The sequence below is a fragment of the Streptococcus mitis genome (assembly GCF_002096895.1).
Taxonomy (GTDB): domain Bacteria; phylum Bacillota; class Bacilli; order Lactobacillales; family Streptococcaceae; genus Streptococcus; species Streptococcus mitis_AH.
Genome location: NZ_NCVI01000017.1, coordinates 35964 through 59823 on the forward strand (window position 1 = coordinate 35964; position 23860 = coordinate 59823).

General features: G+C 42.7%; 27 protein-coding genes. 3 read left to right on the forward strand and 24 right to left on the reverse strand.

The genetic code is table 11. The annotated features are described in order from the left end of the window. Window positions 1–4: 4 nt before the first annotated feature. Window positions 5–784, reverse strand: coding sequence for a CdaR family protein (locus B7697_RS02025; protein WP_001230940.1), 780 nt, complete (start codon window positions 782–784; stop codon window positions 5–7). Further along, window positions 771–1628, reverse strand: coding sequence for a diadenylate cyclase CdaA (cdaA, locus tag B7697_RS02030; protein WP_001011069.1), 858 nt, complete (start codon window positions 1626–1628; stop codon window positions 771–773). Before cdaA ends, B7697_RS02025 begins: the two co-directional genes overlap by 14 nt. A gap of 137 nt (window positions 1629–1765) precedes the next feature. On the opposite strand from cdaA, the gene B7697_RS02035 reads away from it, so the two are divergent. Beyond that, complete coding sequence (locus B7697_RS02035) at window positions 1766–2734, forward strand: NAD(P)/FAD-dependent oxidoreductase (protein ID WP_000081015.1); 969 nt, start codon at window positions 1766–1768, stop codon at window positions 2732–2734. Window positions 2735–3157: 423 nt separating this feature from the next. Here the strand turns inward: B7697_RS02035 and whiA are convergent, their stop codons facing one another. The 10 genes from whiA to B7697_RS02085 all read right to left on the reverse strand — a co-directional run bounded on the left by whiA (window position 3158) and on the right by B7697_RS02085 (window position 10212). Beyond that, complete coding sequence (gene whiA, locus B7697_RS02040) at window positions 3158–4069, reverse strand: DNA-binding protein WhiA (protein WP_000011276.1); 912 nt, start codon at window positions 4067–4069, stop codon at window positions 3158–3160. After that, the gene (locus B7697_RS02045) at window positions 4066–5043 is read right to left on the reverse strand and encodes a YvcK family protein (protein WP_001231080.1); all 978 of its coding nucleotides are present in this window, start codon (window positions 5041–5043) and stop codon (window positions 4066–4068) included. Before B7697_RS02045 ends, whiA begins: the two co-directional genes overlap by 4 nt. Continuing rightward, window positions 5040–5930: an RNase adapter RapZ gene (gene rapZ / locus B7697_RS02050; protein ID WP_084950088.1), complete on the reverse strand. Its 891-nt coding sequence runs from the start codon at window positions 5928–5930 to the stop codon at window positions 5040–5042. The genes B7697_RS02045 and rapZ overlap by 4 nt, the downstream gene beginning before the upstream one ends. A gap of 51 nt (window positions 5931–5981) precedes the next feature. Further along, entirely contained in the window at window positions 5982–6362 is a 381-nt protein-coding gene (locus B7697_RS02055) for a RidA family protein (protein WP_001140420.1), read from the reverse strand. A 10-nt stretch (window positions 6363–6372) separates the two neighbouring features. Then, window positions 6373–6960, reverse strand: a complete 588-nt coding sequence (gene yihA / locus B7697_RS02060) for a ribosome biogenesis GTP-binding protein YihA/YsxC (RefSeq protein ID WP_000422605.1) — start codon at window positions 6958–6960, stop codon at window positions 6373–6375. An 8-nt stretch (window positions 6961–6968) separates the two neighbouring features. After that, window positions 6969–8201 (reverse strand): ATP-dependent Clp protease ATP-binding subunit ClpX, encoded by a 1233-nt coding sequence (clpX, locus tag B7697_RS02065; protein WP_084950090.1) that lies wholly within the window; start codon window positions 8199–8201, stop codon window positions 6969–6971. Between the two features lie 36 nt (window positions 8202–8237). Beyond that, window positions 8238–8408, reverse strand: coding sequence for a hypothetical protein (locus B7697_RS02070; protein ID WP_000442260.1), 171 nt, complete (start codon window positions 8406–8408; stop codon window positions 8238–8240). After that, window positions 8408–8914, reverse strand: a complete 507-nt coding sequence (locus B7697_RS02075; RefSeq protein ID WP_084950092.1) for a dihydrofolate reductase — start codon at window positions 8912–8914, stop codon at window positions 8408–8410. The genes B7697_RS02070 and B7697_RS02075 overlap by 1 nt, the downstream gene beginning before the upstream one ends. 119 nt (window positions 8915–9033) lie before the next feature. Then, entirely contained in the window at window positions 9034–9708 is a 675-nt protein-coding gene (gene cmk, locus B7697_RS02080; protein WP_084950094.1) for a (d)CMP kinase, read from the reverse strand. Between the two features lie 9 nt (window positions 9709–9717). Continuing rightward, entirely contained in the window at window positions 9718–10212 is a 495-nt protein-coding gene (locus B7697_RS02085; RefSeq protein WP_084950096.1) for an SAG1386/EF1546 family surface-associated protein, read from the reverse strand. A gap of 45 nt (window positions 10213–10257) precedes the next feature. On the opposite strand from B7697_RS02085, the gene B7697_RS02090 reads away from it, so the two are divergent. Next, a complete protein-coding gene (locus B7697_RS02090) occupies window positions 10258–10455 on the forward strand; it encodes a ferredoxin (RefSeq protein WP_083281728.1) in 198 nt (65 codons plus the stop codon). Window positions 10456–10512: 57 nt separating this feature from the next. Here B7697_RS02090 and B7697_RS02095 read toward each other — a convergent pair whose 3' ends face one another. From B7697_RS02095 to B7697_RS02120, 6 genes are all read right to left on the reverse strand, one after another. Then, window positions 10513–11478 carry a glycosyltransferase family 2 protein gene (locus B7697_RS02095; RefSeq protein WP_084950235.1) on the reverse strand — a complete coding sequence of 322 codons (966 nt, stop codon included), beginning with the start codon at window positions 11476–11478 and terminating at the stop codon, window positions 10513–10515. Window position 11479: 1 nt separating this feature from the next. Then, on the reverse strand, window positions 11480–12499 hold the full coding sequence (galE, locus tag B7697_RS02100; RefSeq protein WP_049491630.1) for a UDP-glucose 4-epimerase GalE: 1020 nt from the start codon (window positions 12497–12499) through the stop codon (window positions 11480–11482). A 102-nt stretch (window positions 12500–12601) separates the two neighbouring features. Further along, a complete protein-coding gene (locus B7697_RS02105; RefSeq protein WP_084950100.1) occupies window positions 12602–13705 on the reverse strand; it encodes an NAD(P)/FAD-dependent oxidoreductase in 1104 nt (367 codons plus the stop codon). 16 nt (window positions 13706–13721) lie between these two features. After that, window positions 13722–14519 (reverse strand): Nif3-like dinuclear metal center hexameric protein, encoded by a 798-nt coding sequence (locus B7697_RS02110; protein WP_084950102.1) that lies wholly within the window; start codon window positions 14517–14519, stop codon window positions 13722–13724. Next, the gene (locus B7697_RS02115) at window positions 14506–15183 is read right to left on the reverse strand and encodes a tRNA (adenine(22)-N(1))-methyltransferase (RefSeq protein ID WP_084950104.1); all 678 of its coding nucleotides are present in this window, start codon (window positions 15181–15183) and stop codon (window positions 14506–14508) included. The genes B7697_RS02110 and B7697_RS02115 overlap by 14 nt, the downstream gene beginning before the upstream one ends. Before the next feature lie 100 nt (window positions 15184–15283). Then, window positions 15284–17620 (reverse strand): cation-translocating P-type ATPase, encoded by a 2337-nt coding sequence (locus B7697_RS02120; RefSeq protein ID WP_084950105.1) that lies wholly within the window; start codon window positions 17618–17620, stop codon window positions 15284–15286. 132 nt (window positions 17621–17752) lie between these two features. Between B7697_RS02120 and B7697_RS02125 the strand changes: the two genes are divergently transcribed. Continuing rightward, window positions 17753–18502 (forward strand): lysophospholipid acyltransferase family protein, encoded by a 750-nt coding sequence (locus tag B7697_RS02125; protein ID WP_084950107.1) that lies wholly within the window; start codon window positions 17753–17755, stop codon window positions 18500–18502. Between the two features lie 43 nt (window positions 18503–18545). Here the strand turns inward: B7697_RS02125 and B7697_RS02130 are convergent, their stop codons facing one another. The 6 genes from B7697_RS02130 to rpsO all read right to left on the reverse strand — a co-directional run bounded on the left by B7697_RS02130 (window position 18546) and on the right by rpsO (window position 23825). Beyond that, entirely contained in the window at window positions 18546–19238 is a 693-nt protein-coding gene (locus tag B7697_RS02130; protein ID WP_084950109.1) for an alpha/beta hydrolase-fold protein, read from the reverse strand. Beyond that, on the reverse strand, window positions 19219–20229 hold the full coding sequence (locus tag B7697_RS02135) for an ABC transporter substrate-binding protein (RefSeq protein WP_084950111.1): 1011 nt from the start codon (window positions 20227–20229) through the stop codon (window positions 19219–19221). The genes B7697_RS02130 and B7697_RS02135 overlap by 20 nt, the downstream gene beginning before the upstream one ends. Before the next feature lie 19 nt (window positions 20230–20248). Next, window positions 20249–21004 carry an ABC transporter ATP-binding protein gene (locus B7697_RS02140; protein ID WP_049499573.1) on the reverse strand — a complete coding sequence of 252 codons (756 nt, stop codon included), beginning with the start codon at window positions 21002–21004 and terminating at the stop codon, window positions 20249–20251. A 1-nt stretch (window position 21005) separates the two neighbouring features. Continuing rightward, a complete protein-coding gene (locus tag B7697_RS02145) occupies window positions 21006–22052 on the reverse strand; it encodes a FecCD family ABC transporter permease (protein ID WP_084950113.1) in 1047 nt (348 codons plus the stop codon). A 234-nt stretch (window positions 22053–22286) separates the two neighbouring features. Beyond that, a complete protein-coding gene (locus B7697_RS02150; RefSeq protein WP_000531713.1) occupies window positions 22287–22907 on the reverse strand; it encodes a CadD family cadmium resistance transporter in 621 nt (206 codons plus the stop codon). A gap of 648 nt (window positions 22908–23555) precedes the next feature. After that, window positions 23556–23825 (reverse strand): 30S ribosomal protein S15, encoded by a 270-nt coding sequence (gene rpsO / locus B7697_RS02155; RefSeq protein WP_001018251.1) that lies wholly within the window; start codon window positions 23823–23825, stop codon window positions 23556–23558. Window positions 23826–23860: the final 35 nt, after the last annotated feature.

A 23860-nucleotide genomic window follows, 5' to 3' on the forward strand; every position in this document is an offset into this window, starting at 1 on the left:
ATTTTTAATTCGTTTTTGAACTAGTTGCTTTCGTTGACGAAGACGTCTCCGACGAACTACTTGTAGTTGAATTTGATGTGCTTGAACTTGGTGCTACTGGTTTTGTAGTCACCTTCATTGTTGTGTCGAACGGAGTAATAACTGCCGGTAAGACAACACCATTGCGATCGATTGCCTGCAAAGGTACTGAACCACTGTAATTACCGGTTATGCGTTCGCTGGTTGGTAAAAGCGCAATAATACGATCGATTTTAGCTAATGTTTCTTGGTCAGTTGTGACAGAAACTCGTTCGTTTGACACGGTTACACTATCAATTTGTAGCTTGGAATCAATCTGGCTTTGGTCAACTTGTGGCACAACAATCATCCCATCTCGCTTAACCTTCTTCCCAACTTTCACTGTAATCTTTTGAGGCGTTGCCACAGCGGTCAATCCGCTTGGAAGATTTTCAATATTCAAGGGAACTTCAATCGTTCCAACACTGGCATCCGTCAAATCCGCTGTGACCTTAAACTTACGAGTGCTCTCCTGCATTTCGCTGGCCAAGGTCACACGATTAGCTCCGGTTAATATCACTGAAACTTCTGATGCAAATCCACTAATGAAATACTGGTCATTATCATAGTGAATATCGATAGGAACGTTCGTTATCGTATTGGTGTAGGTTTCTGATTTGACCTGCCTTGCGGTATTGCTATTTTGAAAGTTGGTTGACGTTGCATAAATGAATAAGACACAAGCAAAAAAGAGAGATGAAATGATATATAGACTATTTTTTCTCATATTTCCAACCTCCTAGCAAACGGTCCTTGAAACTGACTTTTTCCTCAACAGCTGGCAAAAGAATTGCTCGTAGCTCTGCTTCAAATTCTTCAATCGTCAAGTCGTGCTTGAAAACACCGTTATAGGTAATAGAAATGCCTCCTGTTTCCTCTGAGACGATGAAGGTCAAGGCATCGGATACTTCTGACAAACCGATAGCCGCCCGGTGTCTGGTCCCAAATTCCTTGGAAATCCCTGTGCTTTCTGTCAAGGGAAGATAGGCAGAGGTTACTGCTATTCGATTTTCTCTGATAATCACAGCACCATCGTGTAGGGGAGTGTTGGGGATAAAGATATTAATAAGGAGTTCAGCTGAAATATTGGCATCCAAAGGAATCCCTGTCGCAATGTATTCTTGTAAGGTCCGAACTCGTTGGATGGCAACCAGAGCACCAATCTTACGAGGACTCATATATTCAACCGACTTGACAAAGGCACGAATCATTTGCTCCTCTGCACTAATTTGAGCAGTAGAAAAGAAATCTGTCGCCCTTCCCAAGCGTTCCAAACCAGTCCGAATCTCTGGAGAGAAGATAACAACCGCAGCAATAACCCCATAGGTGATAATCTGATTAATCAACCAAGAAATCGTTGTTAAATCAAGGATATTGGCCACAACCTGGGCTAATACAAAGATCACGACCCCACGCACCAAAATCATAATCTTGGTGCCAGCTATCGCTTTTGTAAAACGATATAAAATATAGGCCACAATCAAAATATCAAACAGATTGATGGCAATACTCCAAGGACTAGAAAACAAGCTAGTCCAATATTGCAGATTGGATAATTGTTGAAAGTTCATCTGCTGTCTCCTCTCTGTCCAAACACGTTCCTTTCTATTATACCATTTTTCTGGCATTTTTTTCCCTATCCTACTTCATTTTAAATTAAGGAAAAATATGATAAAATAAACTGACTAGAAAAAACAAAGGAGAAACCATGTCTCAACTCTATGATATTACCATTGTAGGTGGTGGTCCTGTCGGGCTTTTTGCAGCCTTCTATGCCCACCTACGCCAAGCCAAGGTCCAAATCATCGACTCTCTTCCCCAACTAGGTGGACAACCTGCTATTCTCTACCCTGAAAAGGAAATTTTAGACGTCCCGGGTTTCCCAAACCTGACTGGAGAAGAGTTGACTAACCGTCTAATCGAGCAATTAAATGGCTTTGATACCCCTATTCATCTCAACGAAACGGTTCTTGAGATTGAAAAACAAGAAGAAGGATTTGTCATCACAACTTCTAAAGGAAGTCATCTGTCTAAAACTGTTATCATTGCTATGGGGGGTGGTGCCTTCAAACCACGTCCGCTGGAACTAGAAGGCGTTGAGGGCTATGAAAATATCCACTACCACGTTTCTAACATTCAGCAATATGCTGGTAAGAAAGTGACGATTCTGGGTGGTGGGGACTCAGCTGTTGATTGGGCTTTAGCTTTTGAAAAAATTGCGCCAACTACCCTTGTCCACCGTAGAGATAATTTCCGCGCCTTGGAACACAGTGTCCAAGCTTTGCAGGAATCTTCTGTGATCATCAAGACACCATTCGTCCCTAGCCAACTCCTTGGAGATGGAAAAACACTCGATAAACTTGAAATCACAAAAGTCAAATCTGATGAAACAGAAACTATTGACCTAGACCACCTCTTTGTCAACTATGGTTTCAAATCTTCTGTTGGTAACCTTAAAAACTGGGGTCTGGACCTCAACCGTCACAAGATTATCGTCAATAGCAAGCAAGAATCTAGCCAAGCAGGTATCTATGCTATCGGTGACTGTTGCTACTATGACGGAAAAATTGATCTGATTGCGACAGGGCTTGGAGAAGCACCAACCGCTGTTAACAATGCCATTAACTACATCGACCCAGAACAAAAAGTACAACCAAAACACTCTACTAGTTTATAGAAAAAGAACCACGAGTCACATAGGATTCGTGGTTTTATAGTTCATCGGCTAATTTGTTAGCTCATATTTCCCCCTTCTTTAACAAAAATAAAAATGCCTATCAAACTGATAAAACATGTGATATAATAGGGACGGCACTAACAATACGCCTTGGAAAAGGAGGTATTACAGATGCTAGAACTTCTCAAAATAGTACTTATCGCAGTCATCGAGAGTATCATCTCATGGCTGGTGACTCGTTGGTTAGACGATCACTTCGACAAGTAACCTTCCTGGTTAGTGCTATCTAACCTAGAAAAAAATCCCCTCAGTATTGCAGTACCGAGGGGATTTCTGTTAGCACTAAAATGCTAGAACTTCTCAATTCCCCTTTATTATCTCACATACTCTATTTAATTGTCAAGAAAGAGGTGTTTTATATCTTTATAACTCATCGGCTATCTTATTGATTTTTCTGAGTCTGTGGTTGACACCACTTTTGGTCAGAGGGGTGCTGAGGCTATCTGCTAACTGCTGGATAGAGTAGTCTGGGTGCTGAATCCGCAACTGCGCTACTTCCTGCAAATCCACTGGCAGATTTTCTAAGCCCATGATATCTTTGATTTTGCTGATATTGTTGATAGTCTTCATGCTGGCAGAGACTGTCCGAGCGATATTAGCTGTCTCGGCATTATTGGCTCGATTGAGGTCATTACGGGTTTCTCGCAAAATCTTAACCCTCTCAAAATCATCACGCGCCTGCATGGCTCCGATGACAATCAAGAAGTCCATAATATCTTCGGCTCGCTGGAGATAGGTCACAGCTCCCTTCTTGCGCTCAAGCACCTTAGCATCTAGTAAAAATTGCTGGAGAAGGGAGGCAATCCCTTGCGCGTGGTCCAGATAAACAGAACTGATTTCCAACTGATACTTGCCTGACTCAGGGTCACGAATGCTTCCATTTGCCAAGAAGGCACCACAAAGATAGGCACGACCTGCTTCCTCATCCGATAAAATCGCCTCATCAATACCTGTTTCTAGGCCAAAGAAAGAGTCGGCCAAGTGCAAATCACTCAGAAGGTCCTGCACCTTTTCATCTGTAAAAACGGTATAGACCCGATTCTTACGAAGATTACTTCTTTGGTGGTGTCGGATTTCCGATTTGATTTCATAGAAATGGAGAAAGGACTCATAGAGGTGGCGAGCCAGTTTGGCATTTTCTGTCACGACAGACAAGGTCAGGCCCGAAGTCGAGAGACCGATACTGCCAGACATCTTGATAATGGCAGATAATTCATGCCGGCTCAGATGGTGCTGACCTAGGATTTCTTCTTTTACTGCTACTGTGAAACTCATTTTCTCACCTGTATAATCCGCATCAATTCATCCACAATCAAATCCCCATCGTGGAAGGCGCCTCCATTTTCCAGACGAAGGAAGTTGGATGAAATCACGCGCGGAACTTGCTTACAAAGACCAGTAAAATCATGTTCCACCTGCACCAAGTATTCATCAAAACGGTTGGAATTCATGTATTCCTGAGGCACTTTTTCAATATTCACCAAGACAGTATCGATAAAAGGTCGACCAAGGTGACGATGCAAGACCTCCACGTGGTCACTATCTGTAAAGTGTTCCGTCTCCCCACGTTGGGTCATGATATTGCAGACATAGGCGATTTCTGCCTTGGTTTCCAAAAGCGCCTGCCCGATTTCCTTAATCACGATATTGGGCAAAATCGAGGTAAAGAGAGAACCAGGTCCGAGGACAATCATGTCACTTTCAAGAATGGTCTGCACTACTCGACGGCTAGCCAGAGGCGTATCATCATTGAGGGTATTGGTCACATAGACATGGTCAATCATGCCTGGATGGTCTGCAATATGACTCTCTCCAGCCACTTCTGTCCCATCCTGAAAGACTGCGTGTAGGGTCAAAGGATGGTCACTGGAAGGATAAATCTTTCCAGTTGTATGGAAAAATTTGCTCAGCAACTGCATGGCATTGTAGGTCGAACCCTGCATTTCTGACAGGCCAGCGATAATGAGATTGCCCAATGGATGGCCAGCAAAGGCTCCAGCATCTTCAGAGAAGCGATACTGAAAGACTTTCTCATAAAACTTAGGCATATCCGACATGGCTACAAGTACATTGCGGAGATCACCTGGCGGTGTCAATTGTTGCATATTTTTTCTGAGTTCACCTGAAGAACCACCATCATCCGCCACCGTTACGATAGCAGCGATTTCCACATCTTTTTCCCGCAGACTTTTTAGAATGACGGGGATTCCAGTCCCTCCACCAATCACCGTTATCTTTGGTTTTCTCATGAACGGTTTACCGTTTCCTTTCTTCGGTCTTTGTCGCGGTGCCCTTCATTAACAGGCCAATTCTTGGATAAGTCCTGCGCCAAGCGTTTAGCAAAGGCCACACTACGGTGTTGCCCACCCGTACAACCCATGGCAATAGTCAAAACAGACTTACCTTCCTTTTGGTAACTTGGCAAAATCGGCTCAATCAAGGCCAATAAATGTTGATAAAAGTCTTCGGACTCAGGATGGTTCATGACATAGTCGTACACTGGCTCATCCACTCCCGTTTGATTACGCAGTTCTGGTAGATAGTAGGGATTTGGCAAGAATCGAACATCAAAGACTAAATCTGCATCAATCGGGATTCCATATTTAAAGCCGAAAGACATGACTTCGATACGGAAAGACTGGGCTTGCTCTTGATCTGAAAACTGCTCTGCAAGGGTTTTGCGCAGCTCACGTGGAGTGAGTTCAGTCGTATCCACCACATTTTGGCTCATATTTTTCAAAGGCGCCAAGAGCTCACGTTCCAGCTTGATTCCATCCAAAATCCGACCATCTGCAGCTAGTGGGTGACTCCGTCTGGTTTCCTTGTAACGCGCGACCAATTCCTTATCTGCTGCGTCCAAGAAGAGGATTTTAAAGTCCAGTTCTTCCTTGTTTTCCAGCTCATCCAAAACGCCTTGAATCTCTGAGAAGAAAGAACGGCTACGCATATCCACTACCAAGGCCAACTTATGGTCGTCTTCCTTTGTTTCCACCAACTGCAAAAACTTAGGCAAGAGGGCTGGCGGCATATTATCAATAGTAAAATAACCCAAATCTTCGAAGGACTGAATGGCAACTGTTTTCCCTGCACCACTCATCCCTGTTACAATCACCAAGTGAAGTTGTTTCTTTGTCATCTTTTTCTCCTTATATCAAAAGAAGTTTGGCAACACCAAACTTCAACTAGCTTATCCAATCTCTGCGATGACTTCGATTTCGACTTTTACATCACGAGGAAGACGAGCTACCTCTACTGCTGAACGAGCTGGAAATTCCTCTTTAAAGGCCGTTTGGTAAACCTCATTAAAAGGAACGAAGTCGTTCATATCGCTCAAGAAGCAAGTTGTTTTGACAACATGGTCAAAGTCTGTTCCTGCCTCTGCCAAAATAGCACCAATATTTTTCAAGACTTGTTCTGTCTGTTCTTGGATCGTTTCTCCAACGATTTCCCCAGTTTCAGGAGAGAGAGGAACTTGACCACTAGCAAACAAAAGGTTGCCAACGATTTTTCCTTGAACATAGGGTCCGATAGCTTTTGGAGCTTTGTCTGTATGAATTGTTTTTGCCATTTTCTTTTCCTCACAACTTTTCTAAGATTGCATCCCAAGCCTCATCCATCCCTGCCTTGCTGACAGATGAAAAGAGGATAAAGTCGTCACTTGGGTCAAAGTTTAATTTCTTTTTAATTGCTGATTCATGCTTGTTCCATTTACCACGAGGAATCTTGTCCGCCTTGGTCGCCACAATGATGACTGGAATCTCATAATACTTGAGAAATTCATACATCTGCACATCATCTGCTGACGGGTCATGACGAAGGTCAACTAGACTGACCACTGCACGGAGATTTTCCCGAGTCGTTAGGTACTCCTCAATCATACGCCCCCACTTTTCACGTTCCTTTTTAGAAACACGGGCATAGCCATAACCAGGCACATCCACAAAGCGCATCTTGTCATCAATGTTAAAGAAGTTGAGAAGCTGGGTTTTACCAGGTTTACCTGATGTTCGGGCTAGATTCTTACGATTCAGCATGGTGTTGATAAAGCTAGACTTGCCAACATTTGAACGCCCTGCAAGAGCGATTTCTGGCAGTTCATCCTGCGGATAGTGGGATTTATTAGCCGCACTGAGCAAGATTTCAGCATTGTGTGTATTCAGTTCCATAGTCACCTCTAGGCTGTTTCTAGGATTGGTTTATCCGTTCCATCGACAGCTTCTTTTGTGATGCGGACCAATTTCACATTTTCCTGACTCGGCACTTCAAACATGACATCTAACATGGTTTCTTCGATAATCGAGCGAAGACCACGCGCACCAGTTTTGCGTTCGATGGCTTTATTGGCAATCTCTTGAAGAGCTTCGTCGTCAAATTCCAACTCGACATCATCATAAGATAGCAAGGTTTGGTATTGTTTGACCAAGGCATTTCTTGGCTCTTTCAAGACGCGAACCAGGTCATCAACAGTCAATTGCTCAAGAGCTGCAAAAACAGGCAAGCGTCCAATCAACTCAGGGATAATACCAAATTTTTGAATATCCTCTGCGATGATTTCTTGCATGTAAGAGCTATTTTCATCAATCGCCTTATTGTTTTGACCAAAACCAATAACTTTTTCACCCAGACGTTGTTTGACAATTTCTTCAATGCCATCAAAGGCACCACCCACGATGAAGAGGATATTTTTAGTATCCACTTGAATCATCTCTTGTTGTGGATGCTTGCGTCCACCTTGAGGCGGTACGCTGGCTACAGTCCCCTCGATAATCTTGAGAAGGGCTTGTTGCACCCCTTCACCAGAAACGTCACGTGTGATAGACACGTTCTCACTCTTCTTGGCAATCTTGTCAATTTCATCCACATAGATAATGCCACGCTCTGCACGTTCGATGTTAAAGTCTGCAGCCTGCAAGAGTTTGAGGAGGATATTTTCCACATCCTCACCTACATAACCAGCCTCCGTAAGAGCTGTAGCATCTGCGATCGCAAAAGGCACATTCAAGCTCTTAGCCAAGGTCTGAGCAAGGAAAGTTTTCCCTGAACCAGTTGGGCCAATCATCAAGATATTTGACTTCTGCAAATCCACATCTTCTGACTCTTCACGCGTATCGTGGAAATTGATGCGTTTGTAGTGGTTGTAAACCGCCACTGCTAAGGCCCGTTTGGCACGATCTTGACCGATTACATAATGGTTCAAGATATGGAGGAGTTCGATTGGTTTTGGTACCTCAGACAAGTCTGCCAAGACTTCCTCAGCCAACTCCTCTCGAATGATTTCCTGGGCCAACTCCACACATTCATTACAGATAAAGGCGTTGTTGCCTGCGATTATTTTTTGTACTTCTTCTTGGCTTTTGCCACAAAATGAGCAATAAACCATCATATCATTATTCCTAGTTGTAGGCATGATTTCCTTCCGTTCTATTCTATACTGTCATTCTATCTAAAATAAGGTCATGTAAAAAGCATGGATACTATTGACCAAATTGGTAAAGGCATTTAACCAGAGCAGTACAGAAAGTCCATAACGCTTTTTACGAAAAGCCTGTGCTCCTGCAAGTAAGCAGACCAAACACAGCATGGCTGTGAAAAAACCAAATATACTACGTTCCATTAGACTTCCTTTCTCTTGCGGTATTGAATGGTAAAATCATAAGGATTCTTCTCATCTTTAGTGTAGGATTTGCTTGAAACTGTCTCAAAAAGAGACAAGTCAAACTCCTCAGGGAAATAGGTATCTCCTTCCACCCGAGCATGAATTTGAGTCACAATCACTTCATCAAGGTAGGGCTCAAAAGCCTGAAAAATTTGCTTCCCACCGATAATATAGAGATTCTTGTCTTGAGCCTGATACCAGTCCAAGACAGACTGGACATCATAAAAAGTAGTAACCCCATCTATCTTTTCTGCCATGTTACGAGTCAAAATCAGAGTTTCCCGTTGTGGAAGCAAGCGACGCCCCATCCCATCAAAGGTCACACGCCCCATCAAGATAGCATGATTTAGAGTTGTTTCTTTGAAGTGTTGCAATTCTGCTGGCAAATGCCAAGGCAGACGATTGTCCTTACCAATCACACCCTCTTTATCCTGGGCCCAAATAGCTACGATTTTCTTAGTCATGCTTCCATCCTTTTCACTGATAGTACTATTTTATCAAAAAACTCAAAAAAAGACTGGTTTGAGATGCGTTCAGTTTGATAGAAAAGAAGCAGGCTAGATTTAGCCTGCTTCTCCTGTCCCTAGGACATGCGTTTTTTTGCTTCTGATTCAATTTTTTCAACTACTTCTTGAATGTTCAAACCAGTTGTGTCAAGATAGACAGCATCCTCTGCTTGTTTGAGAGGTGAAGTCTCACGATGGCTATCCTTGTAGTCACGCGCAGCAATTTCTTCTTTTAGCGTTTCAAGGTCTGTTTCAATTCCCTTAGCAATATTTTCCTTGTAACGGCGCTCTGCTCTTTCATCTACCGAAGCTACTAGGAAAATTTTCAATTCTGCTTGTGGCAATACAACAGTCCCAATATCGCGACCATCCATGACAATCCCACCTTGCTGTGCAATCTCTTGTTGGAGAGAAACTAGTTTCTCACGTACTTCAGGAATTGCCGCAATAGCAGAAACATGATTGGTCACTTCATTTTCACGAATAGGATGGGTAATATCCACATCTCCTACAAAGACAAGCTGTTCTCCAGTTTCTGAACGCCCAAAGCTGATTGGATGCTGGTCCAATAAGGCTAAAAATTCCTCAATCTCTTCCACTCCTAACTGGTGTTTCAGAGCCATATAGGTCGCCGCACGATACATAGCACCTGTATCTAGATAGGTATAACCAAAATCTTTAGCAATAATCTTAGCAACCGTACTCTTACCGCTTGAAGCTGGACCATCGATAGCAATTTGAATCGTCTTCATTTATGACTCCTATCTAGTCTTAATCACATCTCCAGGATTTGCAAACCAAGATCCTGTAGCCATATGCCCAGGATTCAAGGCCTCTAGCTGAGCAATGGAGATTCCTGCACGAGCGGCAATGGTTGCTTCTCCTTCTCCAGCCTGGACTGTAATTGTCCCTCCACTATCAGTATGTTCTTCAGAATGACTTTCACTAGAGGAGCTCTCTGTAGAAGTTGCTTCTTCAGTCTTGCTAGATGAAGAAGACGATTCTTCTGTTACAGATGTTGAAGCAGGGGCAGATGAGTCATAAAAATCTTTCAAGGCTGCCGTGCGATTACTCCCACCCGATGAAAGATAGATCAGAACAATAATCATCACGACTACAATCACAAAGAAAATACTTGCTAAAATAGTCAAGATACGATTAGCCAGCACTCCTCCACCTTGTTCTCTCTTACGACGTTCTGATCTTGTTTCTTCTTGATTCTCATAAATATCTTCTTGCCACGGTTCTTTTGCCATAACTTACTCCTTGTTTTTTTTTACTTTTCTTATTACAATATAAATATGAAAATCACACTTATACCTGAACGTTGCATTGCCTGTGGGCTTTGCCAAACTTATTCTGAATTATTTGATTACCACGATAATGGAATCGTGCGTTTTTACGATGACCCTAACCAACTAGAAAAAGAAATTTCTCCTAGTCAGGACGTCGTAGAAGCTGTTAGAAACTGTCCGACACGTGCCTTGATTAAAGATTAACTCTAATATCGACAAGAACGTTCTACTCCTTCTAGTTTAGCATATTTCCATGCAAAATTATAGTCTTTTCTCTTTATTTTTTTCTGTAAAATTAGGAAGGTCACTTTTTTCTTTGATAAGATAAAGTGGTCTTTTTTTAGTCTCTAGATAAATCTTACTGATATACTTGCCGAGAATCCCAATGGTCAAGAGTTGGATGCCTCCAAGAAAGAGAATAACAGCCATCAGAGAGGTCCAACCTGATGTCGGATTGCCCAAAATGAGAGTCCGAACCACAACGAAAAAAGTCATAAGCAGAGAAATAAAACAAGATAGGAGACCAGCCACAAAAGCGATAATCAAGGGGAAATCTGAAAAATTGACAATCCCTTCAATGGAGTAGAAAAAGAGTTGCCTAAAACTCCAACTGGTCTTGCCAGCCTGCCTTTCGACATTAGGATAGTCCAGATAGTGGGTTTTAAAACCGACCCAGGCAAATAGTCCCTTAGAAAAACGATTGGACTCAGTCAATCTTAAAAGAGCATCCACCACTGACCTTCTCATTATGCGAAAATCACGGACACCTGACGGCAGGGCTACTGGACTAATTTTTTTCATGAAGCGATAAAAGAGATCAGCGCAGAAACTGCGAAAGAAGGGTTCCCCCTCCCTACTGGTTCTCCGTGTCCCAACACAGTCCAAGTCTGCATTTTGGTCTAGTAATTTTTTCATCTCAAGCAACATACTAGGAGGATCCTGGAGGTCTGCATCCATAACCACCACCAAATCTCCTGTCGCATATTGCAAACCTGCATAGAGTGCTGCTTCTTTGCCAAAATTTCGCGAGAAAGAAATATAATGAACTGCTGGATTTTGCTCCCGATAGGCCTTTAAGAGTTTCAAGGTCCCATCACTTGATCCATCATCGACAAAGACATACTCGATTTCTGTTTCCAAATCTGGAAGTAAATCTTCCAAAGCCTGATAAAAAAGAGGAAGTACTTCCTCTTCGTTTAAACAGGGGACAATGATTGACATCACCATCTTAGTCTTCAAATCCATTTGGATGCTTGCTTTGCCAACGCCATGCGTCTTCACACATTTGGGTGATGTCTAGTTCTGCTTCCCAACCAAGTTCTGCTTTGGCTTTTGCAGGATCTGAATAGCAGGCTGCGATATCCCCTGGGCGACGGTCTACAATGCGGTAAGGAATTGGACGTCCTACTGCTTTTTCCATGTTTTGGATAATTTCAAGAACAGAATAACCTTTACCTGTTCCAAGGTTATAAACGTTTAGACCTGAACCTTTTTGGATTTTTTGTAGAGCTGCAACGTGACCTTTAGCCAAATCAACAACGTGGATATAGTCACGAACACCAGTTCCATCTTCCGTATCGTAATCATCTCCAAATACTTGCACCTGCTCTAATTTCCCAACGGCTACTTGAGTCACATATGGCAAGAGGTTGTTTGGAATACCGTTTGGATTTTCTCCTAGGTCTCCACTTTCATGAGCTCCGATTGGGTTGAAATAACGAAGCAAGACCACATTCCATTCTGAGTCTGCTTTGTAAATATCCGTCAAAATTTCCTCTAGCATAAGCTTGGTGCGGCCATATGGGTTGGTCACTGAAAGTGGGAAATCTTCCAAGATTGGCACTGTATGCGGATCTCCGTAAACTGTCGCAGAAGAACTGAAAATAATGTTTTTACAGTTGTTTTCTTCCATGACTTTCAAAAGGCTAACAGTCCCTGCGATATTGTTGTCATAGTAGGCAAGAGGAATACGGGTAGATTCACCGACAGCCTTCAAGCCAGCAAAGTGAATGACACCAGTTGGTTCTTCTTGTTTGAAAATGTCACGAAGAGTATCGGTATCACGGATATCTGCCTCATAGAAAGGCACTTCAACTCCTGTGATTCTTTCAACAACTTCTAAACTTTTTCGGTTGCTGTTAACAAGGTTATCCACCACAACAACCTGATGACCTGCTTGGATTAACTCAATAACAGTGTGGGTTCCGATAAAACCTGCTCCACCCGTTACCAAAATCTTTTCTTGCATCTTTTTTCCTCGATTCTCGGATTATTTTTTCTTATTTTACCATTTTTGATAGGGAATGTCATTTGCCATCCTAGAGGGGAGGCTAAAATTTCAGTAAAATTCTTATTCGCTTTTTACTCGTTTGACATAGTTTTCAATTGGATAGTTTAGAGGATCCAAGGTCATCTCCTTGCCTTGGACCAGTTGAGCCAGATGGTAGCCAATGATAGGACCAGTTGTGAGGCCTGAAGAACCTAGTCCACTAGCAGCATAGACACCTGCCAATTCTGGCACCCGCCCAAAGAAAGGAGAGAAATCTCTGGTATAGGCACGAATTCCCACTCGTTCACTTCTAAAAGTCGCTTCCGATAAAGCAGGATAGTGGGGCAAGGCTGCCTCCTCCATTTGTTGGAGTAAGGTTTCATCTACCGTCAAATCAAATCCCATATCATTTTCATGAGTAGCGCCTAGGGATAATTTCCCACCTGCAAAAGGAATCAAATCCCACTCCCCTTCTGGCATAACAACAGGGTAAGCTTCCATGTCTTGGGCAAGTTGATAATCTCGGAGTTGCCCCTTTTGGGGACGAACATCTACTTCATAACCTAAAGGCTCTAACAGGTGTCCCAACCAAGCTCCCGTCGCCAAAATAACCTGATCAAATACCTCTTCGTCAATCTGGTAACCTGATGCTAAAGGTGTCAGAGTCACTTTTTCTTTGACCAGCTTGACCTGACTGCCTTCCAGCAAACGAGTGACCAAAAGCTGACCATCTACTCTCGATCCACCAGAAGCATAGAGCAAGCGATCAAATCCCTGCAAGCCAGAGAATAATTCGTTAGCTGATGCTTGGTCCAGAATGGCTAATTGCCCTATCAAGGGAGATTCTTTTCTGCGCTCTAAGGCTAGTTGATAGAGTTCTTCCAACTTAGTTTCATCCTTTTTCAGGAGAAAGACTCCCGAACGTTGATAAAAATCGATTTCTTGTCCTGACTTCTCTAAATCAGCCAACAAATCCACATAAAAGTCAGCCCCCAAGCGCGCCATCTTGTACCAGGCTTTATTACGACGTTTGGAAAACCAAGGGCTGATAATTCCTGCTGCGGCCTTGGTAGCCTGACCTTGTCCATGGTCAAAAACGGTCACCTCTAGGTCACCTTCTTTCGAGAGGTAGAAAGCAGCTGTTGCTCCCACAATTCCTGCTCCAATAATGGCAACTTTTTTCATTGTCTTCACCTTCTAACTAGATATGGTGGAAAGGATTGGTCGATGCTTGACTAGGTAAGATATCAATAGTCCAGCCTTTTTCCTCTTTCCATTGATTAAGAAGCTCTGCAATTTTTTCTACAAAAAGCACTTCGATATAGTGACCTGAGTCCAAGGCTAGCAAGCCATCAGACAGCATATCCTGAGCAGTGTGGTAGTAAATATCACCAGTGATATAAACTTCTGCCCCCTTTGCCAAAGCATCCTTATAGAAAGACTGCCCGCTACCACCACAGATGGCCACTCTTGAAATAGGCTTCTGTAAATCAGTCTCTTGATAATGCACCAATCGAAGGCTATCTAAACCAAAGACTTGCTTGACATGCTGGGCCAATTCCCCAAATGTCTGAGGCTGAACATTCCCAATACGTCCAATTCCACGTTCAGGACCTGTTTCCTGCAGATAAGTTGTCTCCTCGATTCCTAGCATCTGACAGAACCAGTCATTGAGACCATTTTCAACGATGTCAATATTGGTATGGCTGACATAAACTGCGATGTCATGCTTTATCAGATCAATGTAAATCTGATTTTGCGGACGACTAGATACCAAGTCCTTGATAGGACGGAAAATCGGCGCGTGCTTGACGATAATCAAATCCGCACCCTTTTCAATAGCTTCAGCCACCGTTTCTTCACGAATATCGAGAGCCACCATGACCCTTTGAATATCCTTGTCTAAAGTGCCGATTTGCAGACCACGACTGTCTCCCTCCATGGAAAATTCCTGAGGGCAAAAGGCTTCATATGCGTTAATTACTTCACTTGCTAGCATGGAGAACCTCCTTGATGGCTTGAATTTTATCTACTAGAACTTGACGTTCTGCCAGATTTTTTTCTGGAATTTGTCCGAGGGCAAACTCTAGCTTAACAGCTTCTTTTTGCCATTTTTGGACAAAGACTGGACTGACCTCTTTGGACAAGATAGGTCCAAAGCGAACATCACTGGCTGACAACTTCATTTGTCCTGCTTCCACTACTAAAATCTCATAAAATTTTCCAGCTTCTTCTAGGATGCTTTCTGCTACAATCTGAAATCCGTTCTCTTGCAACCAAATGCGCAAGTCGTCTTCACGATTATTGGGCTGGAGAATCAAACGTTCTACATTAGCCAGCTTGTCCAAGCCTTCTTCTAAAATCCTAGCAATCAAACGGCCTCCCATACCTGCAATGGTGATGACCGATACTTGATCTGCCTCTTCAAAGGCTGCCAAGCCATTGGCTAAACGTACTTGGATTTTCTCCTTTAAGCCGTGTGCCTCAACATTTTTGACCGCGGATTGGTAGGGACCTTCCACCACCTCCCCTGCAATGGCACTTTTGATTTGTCCTCTTTCGACCAACTCGATAGGCAGATAAGCATGGTCACTCCCCACATCTAGTAAAATAGCCCCTTGGGGCACAAAGGAAGCCACTAATTCTAATCTCTTTGAAATCATCTTCTCTCACTTTCCAAAACTCTATTACCTCTTATTATACCACATTTCAGCTAGCAATCTTGCACCTAAAAAACCGCAATCCACAGATTGCAGCCTTTCTTTATTTTTTTACTTGATAACGACTAGTCAGGATGAAAATTACGGTAAAGACCAGCATCATGACACCATAGACAGGTAGTGTTTGTCCTGTTAAGGTCGAAATTTCAAGCAGTTTTTGAATTCTTGGGAAGAGAGCTGTAGCTAAGAAGCCACCTACTGACCAGACAATTAAGAGTACACGCCAGAGAGTAAATGGCATGCAGGCTCTAAATACGGATAAGAAACCGATAGACCCAAGTAGATAATAGAGGAGGGTTGAGATTTCTATCTCAGACCAGCCTTGACTACTTCCAAATAGTTTCACAAAAAGAACGCTGAACACAACCATAAGTGCACTTGGTAGGGCACGAAGCATAGACCTTCTGAGGAAGTTTGGCTCGACAGGCTTGATATTTCGCTCAAACGTCAAAACGAATGGTGGGAAACCTTCCACAAATTGGTCGATCATGGTAATCTGGATCGGAATGAAGGGGAAAATCAAAATCCACTCAGACCGTCCTAGAAGAGCACTGGCAATACAGATGACCGCTAACAGGAAGGAATAAATAGTCTTAATCAAGAAAATAGGGGCGATATGGGCGATGTTATTGACCACCCGACGACCTTCAAAGAGAATCTCAGGAACATCATTAAAGTCAGAGTTCAAGAGAACCAGATTAGCAATCTGACGAGTCGCAGGGTCTCCCTCAGCCATCACGATAGAACAATCCGCCTCACGAAGAGCCAGGATATCATTAACTCCATCCCCTGTCATAGCCGTTGTATGCCCTGCTTTTTTCAACGTTTGGATGATGAGTTTCTTTTGATGGGGGGAAACCCGTCCGAAAATAGCTGTCTCTTCAGCCATGGCAATCAATTCCTCATCTGTGATTTTTGAGCAATCTACATAACTGTGATAGTCTGCAAAGCCAGCCTTCTGGGCAATACTGGACACAGTGACCGGATTATCACCAGAGATAATTTTAAGTCCCACTTCCTGAGAACGGAGATAGTCCAGCGTCTCTGCTGCTCCCTCTCGAATAGGGTCCAAGATTTCCAGCAAGGCTAGAGCCTGAATATCAGATGGTTTTTGTGGTTTGTGATGGTCTAATTTCTCCTGACTGAGAGCTAAGACCAAGACACGTGAACCTCTCTCCAAGGCCTCTCTGGCTTCTGGGACTTCAGAGTCCAGCAACATCTCAGGTGCACCTAAGAAAACTGTTCCCAAACCTTCTAACTCCATGGCTCCCCACTTGCGGTCGCTGGAGAAGGGAAGATTAGAGAGCATAGGATAAGTAACTTCTCCCACAAAACGCTTTCGAATAGCTTGCGCAGTTGGATTTTTATCCTCACTATGAGCCATATAGCTGGCCAAGATGCTAGCAAGCGCTGACTCTCCATACTCTTCGGTCAAAGGAAGTACAGCCTCCACCTGCATCTTTCCTTGGGTGATGGTGCCCGTCTTGTCCAGACAGAGCATATCCACGCGTGCCAAGGTCTCAACAGAATACATCTCCTGCACCAAGACCTTTTTCAAGCCCAACTTAATCACCGCAGTCAGGAGCGAAGTAATGGTCAAAAGGGCAATTCCCTTAGGCAACATTCCCAGTAGGGCTGTCGACGAATTTACAACGGACGACTTAAGAGGCAAGCCTTTTAAAAGCAAGGCTTCTAGCAAGAGAGCCAGACCAAAAGGAATGATAATCTTTCCAGTAAAACCTGCTAACTTGTCCAGCGATTTCATAATTCGGGAGTTGATGGGTTTCACTGTCTTGGCTTCCAGCATGAGCTTGGCAGCATAGTTGTCTGCACCGACATGGTGAACTTGAGCTAAAACTGACCCACTGGCTAGGAAACTTCCTGACAAAAGCAAGGCATCCACTTCCTTTTGCACCAAATCACTTTCACCCGTCAACATGGCTTCATTGACTTCCGCAAAGCCTTCCAAAACCAAGGCATCACTGGGAATCTGCTCTCCAGCAGACAAACGAATGACATCTCCTAACACCAATTCTTCAGGATTCAGAGCCACTTCTTGGCCATCACGGATGGTTTTGACCTTTTCCTTGGTCATGAGATTGAGCTTGTCCACCATGTGTTTAGCCCGCAGCTCGGTCACAATCCCAGAAAAAGCGTTAAAGCAGATAACAGCAAAGAAGACCAGATTGCTCCAAGCCTGCACAAAGGCTAGTGCCAAAGCAATGGCAAAGTTCAAAGCGTTAAAAAGAGTAAAGACATTTCGTTTGATGATTTGCCAAGTGCTGGTACTGGCCAAAGCAGTAAAATCATTGACCAAGCCCTTAGCCTGTCTTTCCTTGACTTCTCTTTGGGTTAATCCCATAATCTTATTTTTATCCATAAATTCTATCATATCATTTTTTCTAAAAGAATTCTAATCTCACCCCAAATATGCACTTAGTCAAGGGAAAAGTTTGCCAGCCCTCCTTTGATAAGGTATAATAATAACAAGAAAATAATCGAAGGAGATCGCATGTTTTATACTTATTTACGTGGATTGGTTGTCTTGCTCCTATGGTCCATCAATGGCAATGCCCACTATCATAATACTGATAAAATTCCTAATCAAGATGAAAATTATATTTTGGTTGCGCCTCACCGCACTTGGTGGGATCCAGTTTACATGGCCTTTGCGACCAAGCCAAAACAATTTATCTTTATGGCCAAAAAAGAACTCTTTGCCAACCGTATATTTGGTTGGTGGATTCGTATGTGCGGTGCTTTTCCTATCGACCGTGAAAATCCAAGCGCCTCAGCCATCAAATACCCTATCAACGTCCTTAAAAAAAGTGATCGCTCTCTCATCATGTTTCCAAGTGGGAGCCGTCACTCAAACGATGTAAAAGGTGGCGTAGCTCTGATTGCCAAAATGGCCAAGGTCCGTATCATGCCGGTTACCTACACAGGTCCCATGACCTTGAAAGGCTTGGTTAGCCGTGAGCGTGTCGATATGAACTTTGGAAATCCAATCGATATCTCAGATATCAAGAAAATGAATGATGAAGGCATTGAAACAGTCGCCAATCGCATTCAAGCAGAATTCCAACGTTTGGACCAAGAAACGAAACAATGGCACAATGATAAAAAACCAAACCCACTCTGGTGGTTTATCCGCATCCCTGCTCTCATCCTTGCCATTATCCTCGCTATCCTAACCATCATCTTTAGCTTTATCGCAAGCTTCGTATGGAATCCAGATAAAAAGAGAGAAAAACTTGGTTAAATAAATACAACAATCCCTTGGCAAAAGCCAAGGGATAAATCTTTTATTCGATTTTCCATTTTTGGGCCAACCAGCTAGAAAAAGCTAGAAATCGCTCATCCACTTGTTCATGATGCCCATAAGGGTCAAAGACAAACTGACAGTTCGGATAGTGTTTCTGAAGACTGGTATGGATCTGCTCAGCATAGACTGGTGCTTGAGCCAAGCGATTAGTATGATGAGCTCCTTCTGTTTGACCATTCTGTAAATACAGCAAACAGTCCAAATTTTTCACATTTTCTTCCTTGCAGTAAGTCACAAAATCAGGATACCAAAAGGAACCGCAGATGGAGAAGACACAGGAAACCTTGTCAAAGCTGAAAAGACTGTAAACTGCCACCAAACCACCTAGTGAGTAGCCTCCATAAGCAAGGCGAGTTTCGTCCAGGCGATAAAGCGACTGCAACTTGTCTAAAAGACCTCCAAATAAATGATCATGATAGGCGTTGGCCTGACCTCCAAAATCTGGAGCTCCATCTCTCAGAGCTGATGTCGCCCAGGGAGTGTAGTCGTCTAAGCGATTTTTAGAGGTCAAGCCCACTAAAATCACAGATTCGGAAAGGGACGATAGGAAATCCAAGTTTCCATCATTCAATAAAATAGCCGGATAGGTTTGATTGGGGTCGTAGTTAGAGGGAAGGCTGATTTTGACTTGAATTCCTTCCCAATCAAACTCATTATTTATTGATAAAGTCATTGATTTTCTCAAGGGAATCAATCACTGATGGACCATAGTCCATCAATTCATCGTAAGAGATGGTCATGATTTTTTGATTCTTAATAGCAGGAACGCTTTCCAAAACAGCATTTGCCTTCATCAACTCTACTGCTTTTTCATCCAATTTTTTATTGCGGTCGCTGGTTACATAGATAATCAATTCAGGATCCATTGACACGAGATTTTCCAAGGTCAAGCCTGATGTTCCCGTTGCAACGTTTGTATAACCAAGTTGGTTCAGCAAACTTTCTTGCAAAGCAGACTTGTAGGCACCGAAGGTTTCATCATTATAAGCAACCATAATCAAAGCCTTTTTCTTTTCACCTTGGCTTGCTGGATTTGCTTTCTTAACAGCATCAATTTTAGTTTGTAATTGTGCTGCGTATTCATTAGCCTTGTCCTGAACATTAAAAATCATTCCAAGATTTTTGACATCTTCTACGATATTCCCCAAATCTTGCTGAATTGTTGAGAGAGAAGCTTTTTGTGTATAAACTAGGATTTTATTTTCATTCCAAGTGCTAACTGTCCCCAAGGATTTTTCAGAAAACATCATGTTTCGACCCATCACAGCGTCCGGCTCATAAGAAAGGACTGTCTCTTGTGAGACTGTTTTTTTATCCCCGATTTGAGGAATCGTCGCAATCGCGTCCTTGTATTTGTCCGTCACAGCATTATCAGGATTAAGCATGCCAGCAATTTTATCCTTCAACCCCAACTCCAATAAGATTTCAGTGGTTGAAAGATTGTTAGTGATAACTTTTTCAGGTGCCTTGTCAAAAACTTGTTCGACTTCATTTCCTTTAGCGTCATAGGTTTTGACCGTTAACGGATAAGTCGTCTCTGCGCTTGCCTTTTGACTTGTTTCTGTGCTAGATTGTGTGGTAGCTTTTTCTGTAGTAGTATTGCCACAAGCTGCCATGGTTAAGGTAGCTACTGTTACGAGTAAAATACTGAGTGTTTTTTTCATCTTGTTTTCCTTTTCATTCTTATAAATAGTGAATCATGGCTTGCTGATCATCGGTCCAAGTAACCTGACTTTGAACTCCGTATACAGTTTGCAATGACTCAGGGGTGATGGTCTCCTTTGGAGTCCCTTGGTAAAGGATTTCCCCCTCTTTCATCAGATAGAGATAATCCGAATAGCGACAAGCAAGTTGAATATCATGTAGGACAGCTAGAACATTGATCTTAAGATTCTTCACAATGGCTAACAAGTCTAGCTGATACTTGATATCTAGGTGATTGGTTGGTTCGTCCAGGAGCAAGAGAGTCGGTTCTTGCGCCAAGGCACGTGCTAATAAGACTCGCTGCTTTTCTCCCCCTGACAGAGACGAATAGAGACGAGTTTTCTTCTCAAGCATATCCACCTTGACAAGAGCATCATGAACGAGGGCATAATCCCTTTCCTTTTCCTTCTGTAAAAAAGAGAGATGGGGCGTTCTTCCTAGCAAGACGATTTCCTCAACTGTACAATCAAACTGCAATTGATTAAACTGGGTTACAACTGCCATTTGCTTGGCTGTTTCTTTTAGTGACCAATGCTCCAGTGGCTTTCCATCTAGGCTTATCAAGCCTTTGTCTGCCTTTTCCTGACGATAGAGGAGTTTAAGCAGGCTGGTTTTCCCACTTCCATTTGGTCCTAGTATCGTGTGAAATTGATGCCCCTCAACCCTAAGAGAAACACCTTTGAGGATTTTTTTCTCTCCTAGTCCAAAGTGGATATCCTGACAAATCAAGTCCATATCAAGCCCTCACCTCCCTTCGCCTACCTCCAACAATGTAGATAAAGAAGGGAGCACCTACTAAGGCTGTGAAAATACCAATTGGCAGCTCAGCATTTTGAATAATGACACGAGAGAGTACATCTGCCCAGATAACGAAAAGGGCACCTAGTAAAGTCGCAACAGGAAAAAGTCTCCTGTAATTCGTTCCTACTAACCCTCGAGCTAAATGTGGAGTAATCAGACCGACAAATCCAATAATCCCACAGGTCGCCACCAAGACTGCTGTCAACACAGCCACCATGGTCACATAAAGATACCAATAAAAGCGTAAGGGAACCCCCAAAGTTAAAGCAGCCTCATCTCCCATCATCATCGCATTAAAAACACGATACTGCGTAGAAAAAAATAGAAAGGCCATTCCCACTACTATAGTTGGCAAAACTAAGTCAGACCAGGTAGTCCCAGCAAGCGAGCCCATGGTCCAAAACTTAATAGTCATCACACTGTCAGCATTAGCACCAACTGAGATAATAAAGTTGGAAAAAGCCAGAAAGAGAGCATTGACAACCGTTCCTGATAAGATCAGACTGGGAGTCGTCATCCTTCCCTGCATAGAGGCAATGATGAGGACAGCAATTGTTGCCAAGATAGCTCCAAGAAAAGCTCCAAGGCTAATCATCACTTTTAAACCAAGAATGATGCTCAAGGTTGCCCCTAGAGTTGCACCAGCAGAGATGCCTAAGACATAAGGCTCTGCGATGGGATTGTTCACTGTAGACTGCATCACGCTACCACACATAGAAAGGCCTGCTCCTACTATCAGACCTAACAATACTCGGGGGAATCTCATGTTCCATACAATGGCAAGAGTAGACTTGGAAACCTCTCCTATCTCAAGAGGAAATCCTAACCTACTCAAAATAATCCGATAGGTATCTCCTAGATCAATCGCAACAGATCCCATTGAAACTGCTAGAAAGAGAGAAATCCCTAAAATACCTAGCAAAATAACTAAAAGTAACACAAATTGCTGGTCTTGTCGGCTTCCAGAAAATTTGGAAAGCATGCAAACCTCCTTTGATAGAATCTTAAAAATTTAGAAAATTCTCATGAAAAGTATACCATATTTTCAACAATGGAACAAGATGAGAAAAATAAATATAGTTGGTCATACAGTGCTAATAATCGTAACCGAAGATTATACTTGAGTATGTCGAGGTAAGGTGACAACATAAAAAGCCCTCTGAAAATCAGAGAGCCAATTTGAGCTCGGGATAAAATCCTAGTGAAACAAAAAAATCTACACGGTCAGAAAAGTCTCTATCGTGCCATTTTCATACATGATGTATAGTCCAAGTAGAATGAATACTAAGGGCACAATGATTCGCTCGTATTTTTCAATTGTCTCGAATATTAACGGAATAGAGGATAACACCCGACTAATCTCGCATAAGATAATTATGCCGATTACAAACACAAGCAAGGCCACGAGGGTCTGTGACCAATCTAACGAAGCAAAATAAGGTATATAGATACCTAAATTATCTCCGCCAGACGCAATTGTCAGCAATGTAACTGTCCAAAACAGTTGATTTGCCTTGCTTTGTTCTAATCTTTCAATAATTTCTTCCTCTTCTTCCTCTTCTTCCTCACCTTCTCCAACAATTGCAAAGCGAATCCCTAAATAGATAGGGATTAAACCAAGCAATCCAACCATCCATTCTTCAGGCACGAAATTAACGACATAAGCAGCAACTAAACTCGCCCCTACAAGTAAGCCTGTGCCTAGATATTGCCCCGCATAAATATGCCATTTTTGTTTATTCTGTGATAGCTGTGCAAATAAAATAAATAAAATAATTAAATAATCGATACTGGTGGAAATATAAACACCAATAGCAGATATGATTGTCTGTCCCATAAAAACCTCCTGTATTAGTCAGTAATAAATCAGCAGATTTTAGGAGAGCACAGACACATTAATTTAGCTATCGCTAGTGGGTAATGTCGAACATAGGAAAGCATTTTACTCCTCCTCAAAACGTAGTTACAAAGTAATTTCTAACTGGAATTCGGTGACTACTTCCATGTAAAGTATAACATACTATACTTTACTTCGTAAAGTGTGGGCTCTCCGAAGGGGCTTGCAGACAGCTACTCGGCTTTTCAAGCCGAGTAGCTACGCACCCTTATGGTGTAATTAGCTGATACCATTTGAGGTTTTTGTAGTCTCCAAAATTGTGACCGATAAAACACACAATCCGCTATTAAGGTGGGTTACTCAGTTTTTGTAGTCTCCAAAATTGTGACCGATAAAACCTCAATAAAAAAGCCCTCTGAAGTCAGAGAGCTGATTTGAGCCCGGGCTAAAATCCTAGTGAAAAAGATGAAACTCCTTGTGTTCATCGAACACTGTGTCATTTCCCTATTTTCATACGGATTTCTTACGCCCTTAGCATCATGATTCTTGCTAGATAAACCGTTTATAGACTAGGCGACGAGGCGAAGATTGTACTAATGGTACATCGAGCCGAAGCCAACGAAGTATAGAAACGGTTTAGACGCAAGATTAGCGACGAAGTCCTAGAGAGTTGATTAACTCACGGTAACGGTTAACGTCGTTTTTACGCAAGTATGCAAGCAAGTTACGACGGCGACCGATTTTTTTCATCAATCCACGGTAAGTAGCGTGGTCTTTTTTGTGTTGTTTGATGTGTTCGTTAAGGTGGTTGATTTCCCAAGTAAGGACAGCAACTTGAACCTCTACTGAACCTGTATCACCTTCGTGACGTGCATATTGTGCGATGATTTCATTTTTTTTCTCTTTTGAGATTGCCATGATGTTTCTCCTTTTTATTTGGCTTCATCCGAGTG

Coding starts and splice junctions, on each gene's coding strand:
- B7697_RS02025 (WP_001230940.1), bottom strand. CDS start 784: ATGAGAAAAAATAGTCTATATATCATTTCATCTCTCTTTTTTGCTTGT.
- cdaA (WP_001011069.1), bottom strand. CDS start 1,628: ATGAACTTTCAACAATTATCCAATCTGCAATATTGGACTAGCTTGTTT.
- B7697_RS02035 (WP_000081015.1), top strand. CDS start 1,766: ATGTCTCAACTCTATGATATTACCATTGTAGGTGGTGGTCCTGTCGGG.
- whiA (WP_000011276.1), bottom strand. CDS start 4,069: ATGAGTTTCACAGTAGCAGTAAAAGAAGAAATCCTAGGTCAGCACCAT.
- B7697_RS02045 (WP_001231080.1), bottom strand. CDS start 5,043: ATGAGAAAACCAAAGATAACGGTGATTGGTGGAGGGACTGGAATCCCC.
- rapZ (WP_084950088.1), bottom strand. CDS start 5,930: ATGACAAAGAAACAACTTCACTTGGTGATTGTAACAGGGATGAGTGGT.
- B7697_RS02055 (WP_001140420.1), bottom strand. CDS start 6,362: ATGGCAAAAACAATTCATACAGACAAAGCTCCAAAAGCTATCGGACCC.
- yihA (WP_000422605.1), bottom strand. CDS start 6,960: ATGGAACTGAATACACACAATGCTGAAATCTTGCTCAGTGCGGCTAAT.
- clpX (WP_084950090.1), bottom strand. CDS start 8,201: ATGCCTACAACTAGGAATAATGATATGATGGTTTATTGCTCATTTTGT.
- B7697_RS02070 (WP_000442260.1), bottom strand. CDS start 8,408: ATGGAACGTAGTATATTTGGTTTTTTCACAGCCATGCTGTGTTTGGTC.
- B7697_RS02075 (WP_084950092.1), bottom strand. CDS start 8,914: ATGACTAAGAAAATCGTAGCTATTTGGGCCCAGGATAAAGAGGGTGTG.
- cmk (WP_084950094.1), bottom strand. CDS start 9,708: ATGAAGACGATTCAAATTGCTATCGATGGTCCAGCTTCAAGCGGTAAG.
- B7697_RS02085 (WP_084950096.1), bottom strand. CDS start 10,212: ATGGCAAAAGAACCGTGGCAAGAAGATATTTATGAGAATCAAGAAGAA.
- B7697_RS02090 (WP_083281728.1), top strand. CDS start 10,258: ATGAAAATCACACTTATACCTGAACGTTGCATTGCCTGTGGGCTTTGC.
- B7697_RS02095 (WP_084950235.1), bottom strand. CDS start 11,478: ATGGTGATGTCAATCATTGTCCCCTGTTTAAACGAAGAGGAAGTACTT.
- galE (WP_049491630.1), bottom strand. CDS start 12,499: ATGCAAGAAAAGATTTTGGTAACGGGTGGAGCAGGTTTTATCGGAACC.
- B7697_RS02105 (WP_084950100.1), bottom strand. CDS start 13,705: ATGAAAAAAGTTGCCATTATTGGAGCAGGAATTGTGGGAGCAACAGCT.
- B7697_RS02110 (WP_084950102.1), bottom strand. CDS start 14,519: ATGCTAGCAAGTGAAGTAATTAACGCATATGAAGCCTTTTGCCCTCAG.
- B7697_RS02115 (WP_084950104.1), bottom strand. CDS start 15,183: ATGATTTCAAAGAGATTAGAATTAGTGGCTTCCTTTGTGCCCCAAGGG.
- B7697_RS02120 (WP_084950105.1), bottom strand. CDS start 17,620: ATGGATAAAAATAAGATTATGGGATTAACCCAAAGAGAAGTCAAGGAA.
- B7697_RS02125 (WP_084950107.1), top strand. CDS start 17,753: ATGTTTTATACTTATTTACGTGGATTGGTTGTCTTGCTCCTATGGTCC.
- B7697_RS02130 (WP_084950109.1), bottom strand. CDS start 19,238: ATGACTTTATCAATAAATAATGAGTTTGATTGGGAAGGAATTCAAGTC.
- B7697_RS02135 (WP_084950111.1), bottom strand. CDS start 20,229: ATGAAAAAAACACTCAGTATTTTACTCGTAACAGTAGCTACCTTAACC.
- B7697_RS02140 (WP_049499573.1), bottom strand. CDS start 21,004: ATGGACTTGATTTGTCAGGATATCCACTTTGGACTAGGAGAGAAAAAA.
- B7697_RS02145 (WP_084950113.1), bottom strand. CDS start 22,052: ATGCTTTCCAAATTTTCTGGAAGCCGACAAGACCAGCAATTTGTGTTA.
- B7697_RS02150 (WP_000531713.1), bottom strand. CDS start 22,907: ATGGGACAGACAATCATATCTGCTATTGGTGTTTATATTTCCACCAGT.
- rpsO (WP_001018251.1), bottom strand. CDS start 23,825: ATGGCAATCTCAAAAGAGAAAAAAAATGAAATCATCGCACAATATGCA.